The organism is Micromonospora arida (genome assembly GCF_042873195.1).
GTDB classification, from domain to species: domain Bacteria; phylum Actinomycetota; class Actinomycetes; order Mycobacteriales; family Micromonosporaceae; genus Micromonospora; species Micromonospora arida.
Genome location: NZ_JBIALC010000013.1, coordinates 153,850 through 166,608, shown reverse-complemented (window position 1 = coordinate 166,608; position 12,759 = coordinate 153,850). Strand labels below are relative to the sequence as shown.

10 protein-coding genes and 1 pseudogene are annotated in these 12,759 nt (G+C 68.5%); 6 read left to right on the top strand and 5 right to left on the bottom strand.

Annotation, left to right across the window (positions count from 1 at the left end):
- Window positions 1-61: 61 nt before the first annotated feature.
- Window positions 62-1,357 (top strand): GAF domain-containing protein, encoded by a 1,296-nt coding sequence (locus tag ACFYP0_RS28740; RefSeq protein WP_386998256.1) that lies wholly within the window; start codon window positions 62-64, stop codon window positions 1,355-1,357.
- Window positions 1,358-1,504: 147 nt separating this feature from the next.
- Here ACFYP0_RS28740 and ACFYP0_RS28735 read toward each other — a convergent pair whose 3' ends face one another.
- The 3 genes from ACFYP0_RS28735 to ACFYP0_RS28725 form a co-directional block, all read right to left on the bottom strand.
- On the bottom strand, window positions 1,505-2,734 hold the full coding sequence (locus ACFYP0_RS28735; protein WP_386998254.1) for an MFS transporter: 1,230 nt from the start codon (window positions 2,732-2,734) through the stop codon (window positions 1,505-1,507).
- Window positions 2,735-3,063: 329 nt separating this feature from the next.
- A complete protein-coding gene (locus tag ACFYP0_RS28730; RefSeq protein ID WP_386998289.1) occupies window positions 3,064-4,158 on the bottom strand; it encodes a glycoside hydrolase family 53 protein in 1,095 nt (364 codons plus the stop codon).
- Between the two features lie 57 nt (window positions 4,159-4,215).
- Window positions 4,216-5,409, bottom strand: a complete 1,194-nt coding sequence (locus ACFYP0_RS28725; RefSeq protein ID WP_386998252.1) for a cellulose binding domain-containing protein — start codon at window positions 5,407-5,409, stop codon at window positions 4,216-4,218.
- A 266-nt stretch (window positions 5,410-5,675) separates the two neighbouring features.
- Here ACFYP0_RS28725 and ACFYP0_RS28720 point away from each other — a divergent pair, with 266 nt between their 5' ends.
- Complete coding sequence (locus tag ACFYP0_RS28720; RefSeq protein ID WP_124853834.1) at window positions 5,676-6,503, top strand: SAM-dependent methyltransferase; 828 nt, start codon at window positions 5,676-5,678, stop codon at window positions 6,501-6,503.
- Window positions 6,504-7,025: 522 nt separating this feature from the next.
- Here ACFYP0_RS28720 and ACFYP0_RS28715 read toward each other — a convergent pair.
- The gene (locus ACFYP0_RS28715) at window positions 7,026-7,433 is read right to left on the bottom strand and encodes a nitroreductase family deazaflavin-dependent oxidoreductase (protein ID WP_386998250.1); all 408 of its coding nucleotides are present in this window, start codon (window positions 7,431-7,433) and stop codon (window positions 7,026-7,028) included.
- Between the two features lie 484 nt (window positions 7,434-7,917).
- On the opposite strand from ACFYP0_RS28715, the gene ACFYP0_RS28710 reads away from it, so the two are divergent.
- Both ACFYP0_RS28710 and ACFYP0_RS28705 read left to right on the top strand, forming a co-directional pair.
- Window positions 7,918-8,181: a hypothetical protein gene (locus tag ACFYP0_RS28710; protein ID WP_386998248.1), complete on the top strand. Its 264-nt coding sequence runs from the start codon at window positions 7,918-7,920 to the stop codon at window positions 8,179-8,181.
- A 222-nt stretch (window positions 8,182-8,403) separates the two neighbouring features.
- Window positions 8,404-8,556 (top strand): annotated as a pseudogene (locus ACFYP0_RS28705) (IS256 family transposase); the annotation flags it as partial.
- 23 nt (window positions 8,557-8,579) lie between these two features.
- Here the strand turns inward: ACFYP0_RS28705 and ACFYP0_RS28700 are convergent.
- Window positions 8,580-9,317, bottom strand: a complete 738-nt coding sequence (locus tag ACFYP0_RS28700; RefSeq protein ID WP_386998244.1) for a GntR family transcriptional regulator — start codon at window positions 9,315-9,317, stop codon at window positions 8,580-8,582.
- 156 nt (window positions 9,318-9,473) lie between these two features.
- On the opposite strand from ACFYP0_RS28700, the gene ACFYP0_RS28695 reads away from it, so the two are divergent.
- Entirely contained in the window at window positions 9,474-10,673 is a 1,200-nt protein-coding gene (locus tag ACFYP0_RS28695; protein ID WP_355494982.1) for a CaiB/BaiF CoA transferase family protein, read from the top strand.
- Between the two features lie 9 nt (window positions 10,674-10,682).
- Window positions 10,683-12,758, top strand: coding sequence for a hydantoinase/oxoprolinase family protein (locus tag ACFYP0_RS28690; protein WP_355494984.1), 2,076 nt, complete (start codon window positions 10,683-10,685; stop codon window positions 12,756-12,758).
- Window position 12,759: the final 1 nt, after the last annotated feature.

Genomic DNA, 12,759 nt, shown 5'->3' with positions numbered 1-12,759 from the left:
CACCGACGGGTGGCACCGTCGGTCGTTGCCCGTATCCGCAGACGAGAGGCGAACCCACACCATGACCGCAGTACCAGGCCAACGGTCTACTGCTGTTGCGGGTTCGGCGGCTGCCGAGCAAACAGCGGAGGAGGACCTGCGGGCGTTGTTCGGGCAGTCCATCGCCGTCTTCGCGTCTCTGGCGGGGCCATCGCACCTGGTGGAGACGGCGAACCCGGCGTTCTTCGCCACCATCGGCGAAGAACGGGCACGGGTCGGGGTGGCGATCGCCGAGCTGATGCCCGAGCTGGCCGGTCAAGGATTCATCGCGCTCCTGGACCAGGTCTTCCGCACGGGTGAGCCGCACACCGGCCGTGACGTCCGGGTCGTGCTGGGCAGCGGCCCGCAGGCGCGGGAGGCGTTCTTCGACTTCACCTATGAGCCGCGTCGGGACGCCGACGGCAACGTGACCGGGATCCGTGTGCTCGGCGTGGAGACCACGCAGGTCAAGCATGCCCAACGGCTGATGGCCGAACACCGTGCCCTGCTGGAGCAGATCGCCCGTCAGGCACCCCTTGCCGAGGTGCTCGACGGGATGGCCCGCTGTATCGAGAACCTCGCACCGCAGGAGGTGCTCGTCTCCGTCCTGCTCGCCGATCCCGACGCCCGGCACCTGCGCCACGGCGCCGCGCCGAGCCTGCCCGACTTCTACAACAAGGCCATCGACGGCATCGCGACCGGCGAAGGTGTCGGCTCGTGCGGCACCGCCGCCCACCGGCGGGAACCAGTCATCGTCACCGACATCGCCACCGATCCGTTCTGGGACCACTTCCGGGACCTGGCCGACCAGGCTGGACTGGCGGCCTGCTGGTCCACGCCGATCCTGGCCCGCGACGGCGGCCTGTTGGGCACCTTCGCGATGTACCACCGCACCCCGCGCGTCCCGCAGGACACCGACCTCGCCCTCACCCGGCTCTTCGCCGGCACCGCAGCCCTGGCCATCGAACGCCACCACATCGAGCAGGCGAAACTCGCCGCCGAGGCACGCGCCAAGTCGGCCAATGACGAACTGGCCAAGGTGCTGCGCGTGGAGCGGGAACTGCGCGCCGAGGCTGAGCAGCGCGCCGCCACCGCCGCTGAACTCGCCACCCAGATGCGTGCCGCCGCCGCCGCGCAGGCCGCCGCGCCGCACCCCGAGCACTGCCAGCTCGGCGGCGCCGCAGGGTGCACCGCGCCAGCCGAGGTCAAGATCGCCGATTCGTGGGGTGACGCGGCGTGGGGCTGCCACGCCCACGTCGAGGAGGCCATCCTCAACGTGCGGTCGGTGTTCATCGCCAGCGAGGAGCTCGGCGGCCTGGCCGCCTACCTCAACCGCTGATCGCGCGCGAGAGCGCCGCAGGCGTCGGTCTCCGAGCCGACAGCGCCAGCAGTCGAACAGATCGCGCATCGGCGTTCGGCAACGCTCGATCAGTCGTCTGCGTTCTTCGAGGGTCAGGGGTGCATTGCGGTGGCTCACGCGGCGGCATCAATCATGATCGCGGGAGCCCGTCCACGCCAGCGCCACGTGGTGACGTCCGCGGCCCAGTATGCGTAGCGCGGGGATCGTGACGAGATTCAGCGCGAGCACGACGAGGAACGGGGCGCTGTGCTGGAGCGTGAACAGTGTGCCGAAAAGGATGGGGCCGCCGATCTCGGCTGCCATGAACGAGTACTGCCACATGGCCAGGTAGTCCCCGCGTTTCGCCTCGGGAGCCATGTTGCTGACGATCGCGACCGAGGTCGGCGCATGGAGGATCTCGGCGAGACTGAACGCGAGGACCGCCGCGGCGAGAGGAGCGACCGCGAACGGAAGCGCTGAGGATGCCGCGAACGTCAGCAGTGTGCAGCCCGCAGCCCAGGCGACGGCCGCGGTCCGCAGCACGGCGAACGGCTCGCGGCGACCCGCTTGGCGGGCGCCGACAATGCCGAAGCCGGAGATGAGCAGCGCGTTCCCGACCAGCACGACGGAGCTGACCCATCCCGGGCCACCCAACGCCATCTTGATGATCACCGGCACAGTCAGGCCCAAGAGGAGCGTCGAGATCGCGAAGACGACGTTGGTCGACAGCAGACCGAGAAAACGCCCGTCACGCAGCACCGTCCCCTGCGCGTGCGGCTCTCCAGGAACCCGCGCGCGCGCTCGTGACGGTGCGACAGGCAGCATGAGCAGTACGGATGCCGCCAGGCAGCCGGCGGAGAGGAGTGCGAGCACGATATAGACCCGCGTGCCCGGAATCGTCAGCGCGATGCCGGTGATGATCCCGCCGGCGGCAATCCCCGCGGTGCGGGCGATGTTCGCCAGCGCGAACCAGTGCTGCTGCCTGGGGCCGTCCTGCGCATGATCAGCGAGGGCCGCGAAGATCGTCGACCAGAACAGCCGACCGCCGATCGACATGATCGCGGTGACGGCGAACACGCTCAGCGGGTCTCGGGCGAAGGCATAGCCGAGATAGGCGAACGCCTGAATGCCCTGCGCGACGAGGACGAGTCGGCGTGCGCCGTATCGGTCGGCCAACCGGCCGGCCACGGCGGGCACCGGCACGGACGTGAAACCCGCGAGCCCCACGAGAACGCCGAGCATGCTCAAGCGGATGTCGGTGAGCTCGACGAAGAACACCAGCGAGAGCGGCAGGAACATTCCGCTTCCGATGGAAACGAAGACAAGAGAAGCAGTAAGCGACGCGTCAACAGCGCGGCGCCCAGAGTGGACAGACATTGAAGACTTTCGGGAAGGAGGTGAACAGGGCGGCATCCATCGCCCGCGCGCCTCAAAGACCCGCGGGAGCTAGCCCTGTCTCACGTCCATCACGAACTTCACGGCCATAACTTATACCCACGCGCGAGCCGCTGAACGTCAGCGCCCCACTGCTTGCATCACCCCGTCAACAACCTGCTGGCCAGCAACAGCGCCGTTGGGGAGGCTTGGTCCGTCTACTGATCATTTTCGGCCGGCAACGTGACAGCACAGGGCGGTATTTCCCCGCCTGGACGTCGTCCACCTGCTGACCGCCGCGCGCACGTGGCTGTTGTACGCGCGGAAGGAGGTCAGGGCGTCCACCGCACGCCCGGGTTCACCCGCCCGAACCAGTCGAAGACGGCCATGTTGTCCCACTGGTTTCCGGTGCCGTTGATGTTGGCCGGGTCCCAGCCGTTGCCGCGGACGGCGTACCAGGTCGGTTCCCAGTAGAAGACGCCGATGGCGCCCGCGTTGCGGGCGGTGTTCTGCACCCAGTCGAACTCCTGGGCCTGCCCGGACCAGGTCGCGTTGATGCCGTCGCAGGTCGCGTCGCCGATGGCGTTCGGCTCGCTGTCCGCGTTGTTCCGGGTGAAGGGGTACGCGGTCTCCACGATCACCACCGGTTTGCCGTAGCGCCCCCGCAGGTCGACGATGTTGTTGTAGAGGTTCGCCAGGCTGCCGTGCCACATGCAGTAGTACGACTGGGCGGTGATGTCCCACTGCACACCCTGGGCGCGGATGCCGTCGTAGAACCATCGAGCGTTGGCGTTGCTGTCGGCGTTGGCGGTATGGATCATCACCGGAATGCTGCTGCCGCACGCCTTGGTCGCGTTGTAGCCCTGCTTCAGCAGCCCGGCCAGCGGGGCGAAGTCGTTGTTGACGACCTTGCCCTCGTTCCACAGCATTCCGACGTTGATCTCGTTGCCGATCTGCACACTGTCCGGTGGGGTGCCCTGCCCCCGGAGGCTGGAGCAGACGTCGTAGGTGAAGGTGTAGACGTCGGTACGCAGTTGGCTCAGGCTGTGGCCGGCCCAGGCGGCCGGCTTGTACTGCTTGCCAGGGTCGGCCCAGGTGTCGGAGTAGTGGAGGTCGACGAGCACCTTGAGGCCCTTCGCCCTGGCCGCCCTCGCCTGACCCAACACCGCGCTCTTGTTGTTGTAGCCGCTGATCGGGTTGTTCCAGACCCGTAGCCGGACGTAGTTGACGCCGACGGACTTCAAGATGTCCAGTGGGTCGCGGGCGACCCCTCCGGCGTCGTAGTACCTGGCGCCGAGATCCAGGCTGCGCTGCAACGAGGAGACGTCGGCCCCCCGCATGGTGAGCGTGTTCGCGGCGGAGACGGGCGCGGGCGCGCCGCCGAGCGTGGCGGCGACGGCGAGGATGCCGGCCGCGACAGCCCCGATCAGGGCCCTGGCGAGGCGGTGGTGGGGTGTGGCCCAATGTGTGTTCACGATGCTCCTTCAGCCCGCCGTGCAGGGGGCGCCGTTCAGCGAGAAGCCGGTCGGCGGCGCGTCGCTGACACTCCATCGCCCCTGGACGCCGAAGGTCGCAGAGCCGTTCGGCGCGAGGACGCGGTTCCAGTCGACGTTGCGAGCGGTCACGGCGGCGCCCGTCTGGTCGATCGTGGCGTTCCACCCCGAGGTGACCTGCTGGTCTCCCGGGAAGCTGAAGGTGACCGCCCAACCGTCGATCGGTGCCGCCCCGGCGTTGTGGACCGTCGCAGTGGCCACGAAACCGCCCTGCCATTCGGACTGGTTCCGGTAGGTCACCCGGCAGGTCGAGGGCGGCGGGGGCGTCGGCGTGTCGGTCATCGTGGGCAGAGTGACCGTGTTGGAGGCGATCGACAGGTTGCCCACCGCGTCCCGGGCCCGCACGTAGTACCGGTTTCGCAGCGGCGTCGACGCAGGTAGCGGTGTCGTGTACGTCGTACCCGGCACGGTGGCGACCAGGACCGAGGTGTACCAGCCGTCGAACTGGTAGATGTAGTACCCGAGCACGCCGACGTCGTCCGTCGACGGCGACCAGGACAACGCGCCGGTCGAGGCGGTCACCTCGCCGACGGTCAGGTTCTGCGGCGCGCTCGGCGGCGTGGTGTCCGGGCCGGTGTCGGTCACCGGTGTGACCACGGTCAGCGCGTCGGACCAGTTCGAGCGTTGCCCGAGGCTGTCCCGGGCGATCATTCGGAACGAGAACTGCATGCCGGGCCCGACGTGGGCGGTGATCGTGGTGGTGGTGACCGCGCCGGCGCTGGCGCTGAGGACGATATCGCCAAACTCCTGGTAGTACGTGATGTCGTAGCCGGTGATGGCGCAGCAGTCGGACGTGGCGGCCGTCCAGGTGAGGGTGATCGACCCGGTCCGGACCTCGCTGGCGGTCAGGTTCGTGGGCGCGCTCGGCGCGACGGGCGAGGTGCTTGGCGTACTGGACGGCGTAGTCGGCGTTGGCGGGGCGGTGCCGGTCGGCGCCGCGATGGACACCGCGGCCCCACCGGGCGCCGGGGCGACGCCCGGGTACGCGGCGGGCGCAGCGGTGCCGGCGTCAGCTGCCGGTGCGGCGCTCAGAGCGGTGCCGAGCACCACCGTCGACAGCACGACGGCGGCCAGCAGACCCGGCCGCAGACGGCGGAACAGCGAGGACGAGCGAACGCCAGTCATATGTCGACGATGCCGCAGGATATCGATGGGCGCCAACGTGTCTCACGCCTCGGCCGGCGACTGGCCCGGCTCTTGGTGGCTCGTCGCCGCGCCTCTCCTCCTACGCCAGCACTGCGTCGCTCGATGAGCGTGCTGGTGGGGCAGCGATTCGCTGGGAGCGATACCAGTGGGGCAAAATTTCAATCTCGCGATCGCTAAACTCGCCGCAACGCCGGCACCGCCCGCAGACATCAGCCTGCGCCAGCCCCCATCGAATGGAGACGCCTGTGACCCGCGACAAGGCGGCACCCCCCGGTATCGACCCCAACATTCCGAGCGTGGCCCGGGTTTATGACTTCTTCCTGGGCGGCAAGGACAACTTCGAGGTCGACCGGAAGGTCGCCGAGCACGCCCTGCGGATCACACCGGACGGGCCGGCAGCCGGCCAGGCGAACCGGGCCTTTCTGCGTCGAGTGATTCGCTTCCTCGTCAGCGAGGCGGGCATCGACCAGTTCCTCGACATCGGATCGGGGCTGCCCACCCAGGGCAACGTGCACGAGGTCGCCACCGAGCAGAACCCGAAGGCTCAGGTGGTCTATGTGGACAATGACCCGATCGTCCTGACGCACGGGCGGGCCCTGCTCGCCGCGGAGGGCACCGCGACGGTGATCCAGGCGGACATCCGGGAGCCGCAGGCGATCCTCAACCACCCCGACGTACGCCGGTTCCTCGACTTCGACCGGCCGATCGGGTTGCTGCTCTTCGCGATCCTGCACCACCTCGGTGACGACGAGGACCCGAAGGCGGTGGCGGCCGCGTTGATCGACGCGCTGCCCTCCGGCAGCTACGTGGCGATCTCGCACTTCCGCGACCCGGGCGAGCGAGACCCAGAGGGCTCCCGCAAGGCCCGCGAGGTCGAGCGGGTCTTCAACGAGTCGTTGGGCACCGGCCGCTGGCGTACCGACGAGGAGATCCTCTCGTTCGCCGACGGGCTGACGGTGCTGGAGCCGGGACTGGTGCCGCTGGCCGAGTGGCGCCCAGAGCCGGACGCACCGGCTGCGGTGCAGACCGACACCTATCACACCTTCGTCGGGCTCCTCGCCCGCAAACCGTAGGCGTTCCGCCTTCCGTTGAGGCCCGTCGGCGAGAGCTCGCCCAGGGCCAGGGCAGGATGCTGTTCGGCAGCAGAAAGGCCGCCTCCCGAACCTGGGAGGCGGCCTTTGACCTGCGGAAGCTGAGAGCGGGCGACGCTGGTAGGTTGCGGTTCGTCAGGAGGCGGGGCCAGGGCAGGCCGCAGCCACCTCAGCTCCAGATCGGCATGAGCGGCCCGTGGACGGTCGCCGCACACCCGCCAAGAAGCAACAGGTAGTGATCGCCCGTGCCTGCCGGCTGGTCGCCCATTCAACTAGCCAGCACCTCTGTGGGGAGTTCAGCAGCGCGTTCTGGGTAGCGGAATGGGCTACCCCGACGTCGTGGGAGCGGCGGCCGGACCGTAGGAACCGCCGCCACGACCGGATCGACCTGCTGATGCCCATCCGAGGCAGGGGCTGAACCACCCGGTCGCTACAGATCAGCGATTGGCCCCCGAGCGGGAACAGCACAAAGGTCCGCCCCGACGACGACTGCCTGAAGTCCCCCTACTGCCCGGGTTCCAATACGACGACTGGGATCTGACGGGTGGTCTTCCGCTCATAGTCGGCGAAGCCTGGATACGCGGCCTTCTGCGCGCTCCAGATCCGTTCCCGTTCGTCCCCGGCGGCAACTCTGGCGACCAACTCGACCTTGTCCGTACCGATCTCGGCTTGGGCCTTCGGGTTAGCGAGCAGGTTGTAGTACCAGTCGGGGTTGCTGGGCGCACCGCCTTTGGATGCGAACACGGCATAGCCGCCGTCCACCTTCTGGTACATCATCGGGTTCACGCGAGGCTGGCCGCTCTTGGCGCCGACCGTGTGCAACAACAGCAGCGGGGCGCCGGCGAACTGACCGCCGACCTGCCCACCGTTGGCGCGAAACTCTGCGATGATCTTGTCGTTCCAGTCGCTCATGCCTTCTCCTCGCCCCGCGCACCGGCTCCGTCACCACGATTCTGACAGTCTCGGGCGCCCACTGCTTGCTTGCGCAGGGCTGCGGTCGCCACGTACGCCGATGTAGATTCTCGGCCGTGGGCGAGAGTCGTTTCGAGCGCTATGACCGGTACGAACGGTCTCTTGTTGACGTACTCAACCTTCTCAACCTCGCAGCGCCGCTCGCACCTTCCGGCGACGAGCGGAACGACCCGCAGGCCCGACGGAGCTGGCAATGCACCGTGGCCTGGATGATCATGCAGGAGGCGGTACCGCCGCAGCCCGAGGAGTTGTTCGAGCCGCTGATGCTCGCGGGCGTCTACGAACCTGACCCAAGTCACACCCTTCGACTCATCAGACCAGCACTCGCTGCTTTCGGCCGCCGACGCGTCCAGACCGGCTTGCCCAGCCTGCGCCCGAGGCCCACCGGTAGCTTCCTTCCGGCGGCCTGTGGGAGCCTGTCGCGGTGTCCCGTACGCGTTTACTGACGGTCGCCGGGGTCCTCCTGATGTTGGCCTCGTGTCTGCTTCCCTGCCTTACGTTCTGGAACGGAATCACCCTGCCCGATCAGGACCCGACGCCCGAGGTTATCCAGCAGGAGAACGCGGAAGCCCTCGCGTTCGAGCAGCGATTTCAGATCGCAACGTGGGTCGCCGGCGCTATGGCACTTCTTGGCCTGACTGCCCTCATCTACGCACGGAAACACCACCGGAGTGCCGGCAGCGCCTGACTCCTTTGTCCAGAAGGGGGCTGGACCAACTTCGATGTGCTTACCGAACTGCTGGGAGGCTCCGCCAGCGCCCACGGTCGTCCGGCGGTGTGCGCGCCGGTTTGTCGGTTGCGTCCACGGGAGTGGTGTATGGCTTGCCCGTGATAGCCGTGTTGCGTAGATAGGAGACGGCCATCGCGGGATCCTTCAAGACGACCAGGTCAGAGAAGGAAGAAGAATGCGATGGCCGCATCTGAGAGTGCGAACCCTGTTGACCTGCTGCGCGAGCAGATCGAGGGCGCGTCGCCGGACGTGTTGCAGGCGATGGCGAACATGTTTGCGCAGGCGTTGATGGCCGCCGAGGCGGACGCGGTCTGCGGCACCGGCTACGGGCGCGATCGCTGAACCCGACCACATGATCAGAGTGGCGGTTGACCTGTGGTTGCGCTGGCCTGGTCCGGCAGGTCCGGGCCAGACGCACGGTCGCCGCCGTCTCGCAGCCGGATGGAATGCCATGCCGCGCGTACGTGGCTGCGCATGACCGACTCCGCCCAGTCGGGGTCGGGCGCGGCCAGGGCTGCCACCAGTTCGTGATGGTGAGCCAGGCTACGGCGCAGCGCGTCCGGGCTGTAGCGGGAGAAGGTTCGCCAGACGAGCGGCATCTGGATCACCGATGAGACGACGCCGGCCAGTCGGCTGTTGTCGGACGCCTCAAGGATCATCCGGTGGAACCGGTTGTTCAGCTCGGTGAGCTCGTCCACATCGGTCGGTCGTCCGTCCGGTGCCACCTCGTCCATCCGGTGGGCCAGCGCGTCGAGCGCGTCCACGTCGATGGTGCCCGTGGTCGCCGCCAGTCGGCAGCCCCACGGCTCGAGCACGGCCCGCAGGCTGAAGATTTCGTCGAGGTCGTGGATGCTCCAGGCCTGGACCTGCACGCCACGGTTGCGTTCGTGGCGGACCAGTCCCTCCGCGGTCAGCCGTCTGAGCGCCTCCCGGACGGGCGTCCGACTCACCCCGATCGACTCGGCCAACTCGCCCTCGCGGAGCCACGCGCCGGCCGACCGTTGCCCGGACAGGATCTGGTCCCGGATCAGCCGATAGGCGTCGTCGGCGGCGTGGCCGTTGTCGGCCTCCCGCGGTGGCGTGTGGTCGCTCATGATGCTCGGCACCGTAGCAACACGGCAGGTTGTATGCAATCTCTCTACGGGGCATTGACACCCGAGGAGCAGAGGCCTACTTTCCCTGCACAAGCTGCTGTAACGAGAGTCACAGACCTGTGAATTGCATGCAAAGAGACGTTGATTGAGAGGCTCATGAGCACTCCACTGCCGCTTGACGACATCCGGGTGATCGAGCTCGGCCAGCTGCTGGCGGGGCCGTTCTGCGGTCAACTCCTGGGTGACTTCGGCGCCGAGGTGATCAAGGTCGAGGATCCGGGTCGGGGCGACCCCATGCGGCAGTGGGGGCGCGAGAAGCCGTACGGCAAGTCGCTCTGGTGGCCGGTGGTGGCGCGGAACAAGAAGTCCGTGACCGTGAACCTGCGGACCGAGCAGGGTCAGGATCTGGTACGCGAGCTCATCGCGCGGGCGGACGTGTTGATCGAGAACTTCCGGCCCGGCACGTTGGAGCGCTGGGGCTTGGCCCCGGAGCGGCTGTGGGAGATCAACCCCGGCCTGATCGTCACCCGCGTGACCGGCTTCGGGCAGACCGGCCCGTACTCGTCACGTGCCGGATACGGATCGATCGGCGAGGCGATGGGCGGAATTCGGTACGTGACCGGCGACCCCGATCGCCCTCCGGCCCGGGCCGGCGTCTCTCTGGGCGATTCGCTGGCGGCGACGTTCGCCTGCCTGGGCACCCTGGTGGCGCTGCACCAGCGCGGACGTACCGGTCGAGGCCAGGTGGTGGACTCGGCCATCTACGAGGCCGTGCTGGCGATGATGGAGTCGCTCATCCCCGAATACCAGATCGCCGGCTACCAGCGGGAGCGGACCGGAACGACACTTCCGAACGTGTCCCCGAGCAACGTCTACCCGACGGCCGACGGCGAGATGGTGCTGATCGCGGCGAACCAGGACACGGTCTTCCGCCGGCTCGCCGAAGCGATGGGGCGGGTGGAGCTGGCCACCGACGAGAAGTACGCCACCCACGGCGCCCGAGGCCGGTGGATGGAGCAGCTGGACGGCCTGGTCGCCGAATGGAGCTCGACGCTCGCGGCTGACGATCTGCTCGAACGGTTGCACGCCAAGGGCGTTCCGGCAGGCCGCATCTTCCGGGCCCGGGACATGCTCGAGGACCCGCACTTCGCCTCGCGGGAGGCGATAGTCCGGCTGACCCACCCCGGTCTCGGGGAGTTCGCCATGCACAACGTCGTACCCAAGCTCTCTGACAGCCCGGGCCGGGTCCGGCACGTCGGTCCCGAGCTCGGTGAACACAACGAGGACATCTATCGCGACCTGCTGGGGCTCGGCGACGACGCGATGGCGTCGCTGCGTTCTGCCGGCGTCATCTGAGGAGGAACCATGACCTACCGACTCGGCGTGGACGTGGGCGGAACGTTCACCGACATCCTGCTGATCGACGAGGCGACCGGAGAGACCTACCGGGCCAAGACCTCCTCCACGCCCGAGGACCAGTCCATCGGGGTGCTGCGTGGAATCGAGCGGGCCTGCGAGGCCGCCGGCGTGCCCATGTCGGAGATCACCGAGGTGTTCCACGGCACCACGGTCGCCACGAACGCGATCCTCGAGGGCAAGGGCGCCCGGGTTGGGCTGGTCACCACCGACGGCTTCCGGCAGGTGCTCCAGATCGCCCGTTCCTTCGTGCCAGGTGGCCTGGCCGGCTGGATCATCTGGCCGAAGCCGGAGCCGCTGGCGGCGCTGGAGGACACCGTGGAGGTCGTCGGCAGGATCGGTGCCGACGGCGCGGTGGTGACCGAACTCGACGAGGCTGACGTCCGTACGAAGCTGCGCAAACTCCGCGCGCAGGACATCGAGGCGTTGAGCGTCAGCCTGATCAACTCCTACGCCAACCCGCAGCACGAGCGCCGGGTGGCCGAGTTGTCCGCCGAGGAGCTTCCGGGCGTACCCGTGTCGCTGTCGTCCTCGGTGTTGCCGGAGCTTCGCGAGTACGAGCGGACCATCACCACCGTCGCGAACGCGGCCGTGCAGCCGCAGGTGGCGCGCTACGTGGCGAACCTTGAGGCGCAGCTGCGCGAGTCCGGGGTGGACGGCCGGCTGTGCATCCTGCGCAGCGACGGTGGTCTGGTCTCCGCGGCCGTCGCCGCGGACAACCCGGTGAACCTGCTGCTGTCCGGGCCCGCCGGCGGGGTTACCGGCGCGACCTGGGTGGCGGAGCAGGCCGGCTACCCGGACTTCCTGACCTTCGACATGGGCGGCACCTCCACCGACGTCGCCCTGGTTCAGGGGCTCACCCCGCGGGTGGGCCGGGAAACCACGGTCGGGGACCTCAAGGTCCGCGCCACCTCCGTCGACGTACGAACCGTGGGTGCCGGCGGCGGATCCATCGCCCACGTACCGCCGCTGACCCAGGCGCTCCGGGTAGGGCCGCAGTCAGCCGGTGCCGCACCCGGTCCTGCCGCGTACGCGGCGGGCGGTGAACAACCGACGGTGACCGACGCGAACGTGGTGCTCGGCTACCTGCCCACCGAACTGGCCGGTGGCGAGATCACGCTGGACCGTGCGGCGGCACGAGCGGCGGTGAAGTCGATCGCCGACGCCACCGGGCTGGAGTCGGTCGAGGCCGCCGCCGCGGGCATCATCGACATCGTCAACGAGAACATGTTCGGGGCGTTGCGGCTGGTGTCGGTGCAGCAGGGCTTCGACCCGCGCGACTACGCGCTGGTCGCCTTCGGTGGCGCCGGCCCGTTGCACGCCAACGCCCTCGGCCGACTGACCGGGGCCTGGCCGGTGATCATTCCGCCGTCGCCGGGAGTGCTGTGCGCCTACGGCGACGCGACGACCAACCTGCGCGACGAGTCGGTGCGGACGTTGGTGCGCCGCTTCAACGAAATGACCGACGAGAGTCTTCGCGCGGTACTCACCGAACTCGCGAGCAAGGCGTGCTCCACGCTCGGCGAGCAGGGCGTCCCCGAGGATGAGCAGCACGTCGTCTACTCCGCCGACCTGCGCTACCACGGACAGGGTTTCGAGATCCCGGTGGCCGTCGACATCGACACCTTCGACGGGAACGGCGGTGGGCTCGCGGCCCTGCGGTCGGCGTTCGACGCCGATCACCAACGACTGTTCTCCTTCGTTCTCGATGCCGAACACGAGCTGGTGACCGTCCGGGCCACCGCTCACGGTCCCCGGCCCCAGGTCGCCGCGCCCGAGCTGGAGCATGGTGACGCGGACTCGAGCCCCGCACTGCGGGCCCACCACCGCATCTGGGTCGAGGGTGCCGAAGTGGAAGCCGGCATCTACGACCGGGCCCTGCTGCGGGCGGGCAACGTCGTGCCCGGTCCGGCGATCATCACCGAGATGGACTCCACCACGCTCGTGCTGCCCGGGCACACGGCTGCGGTGCACCCGAGCGGCAGCCTCCTCATCCGCCCCGCCGACACCCACCGGGAGAACTGAC

What these genes read in the sequence shown, in the direction of transcription:
- ACFYP0_RS28715 (WP_386998250.1), bottom strand. Translation starts at nt 7,433, where the DNA reads ATGAGCGACTGGAACGACAAGATCATCGCAGAGTTTCGCGCCAACGGT.
- ACFYP0_RS28725 (WP_386998252.1), bottom strand. Translation starts at nt 5,409, where the DNA reads ATGACTGGCGTTCGCTCGTCCTCGCTGTTCCGCCGTCTGCGGCCGGGT.
- ACFYP0_RS28740 (WP_386998256.1), top strand. Translation starts at nt 62, where the DNA reads ATGACCGCAGTACCAGGCCAACGGTCTACTGCTGTTGCGGGTTCGGCG.
- ACFYP0_RS28735 (WP_386998254.1), bottom strand. Translation starts at nt 2,734, where the DNA reads ATGTCTGTCCACTCTGGGCGCCGCGCTGTTGACGCGTCGCTTACTGCT.
- ACFYP0_RS28700 (WP_386998244.1), bottom strand. Translation starts at nt 9,317, where the DNA reads ATGAGCGACCACACGCCACCGCGGGAGGCCGACAACGGCCACGCCGCC.
- ACFYP0_RS28690 (WP_355494984.1), top strand. Translation starts at nt 10,683, where the DNA reads ATGACCTACCGACTCGGCGTGGACGTGGGCGGAACGTTCACCGACATC.
- ACFYP0_RS28695 (WP_355494982.1), top strand. Translation starts at nt 9,474, where the DNA reads ATGAGCACTCCACTGCCGCTTGACGACATCCGGGTGATCGAGCTCGGC.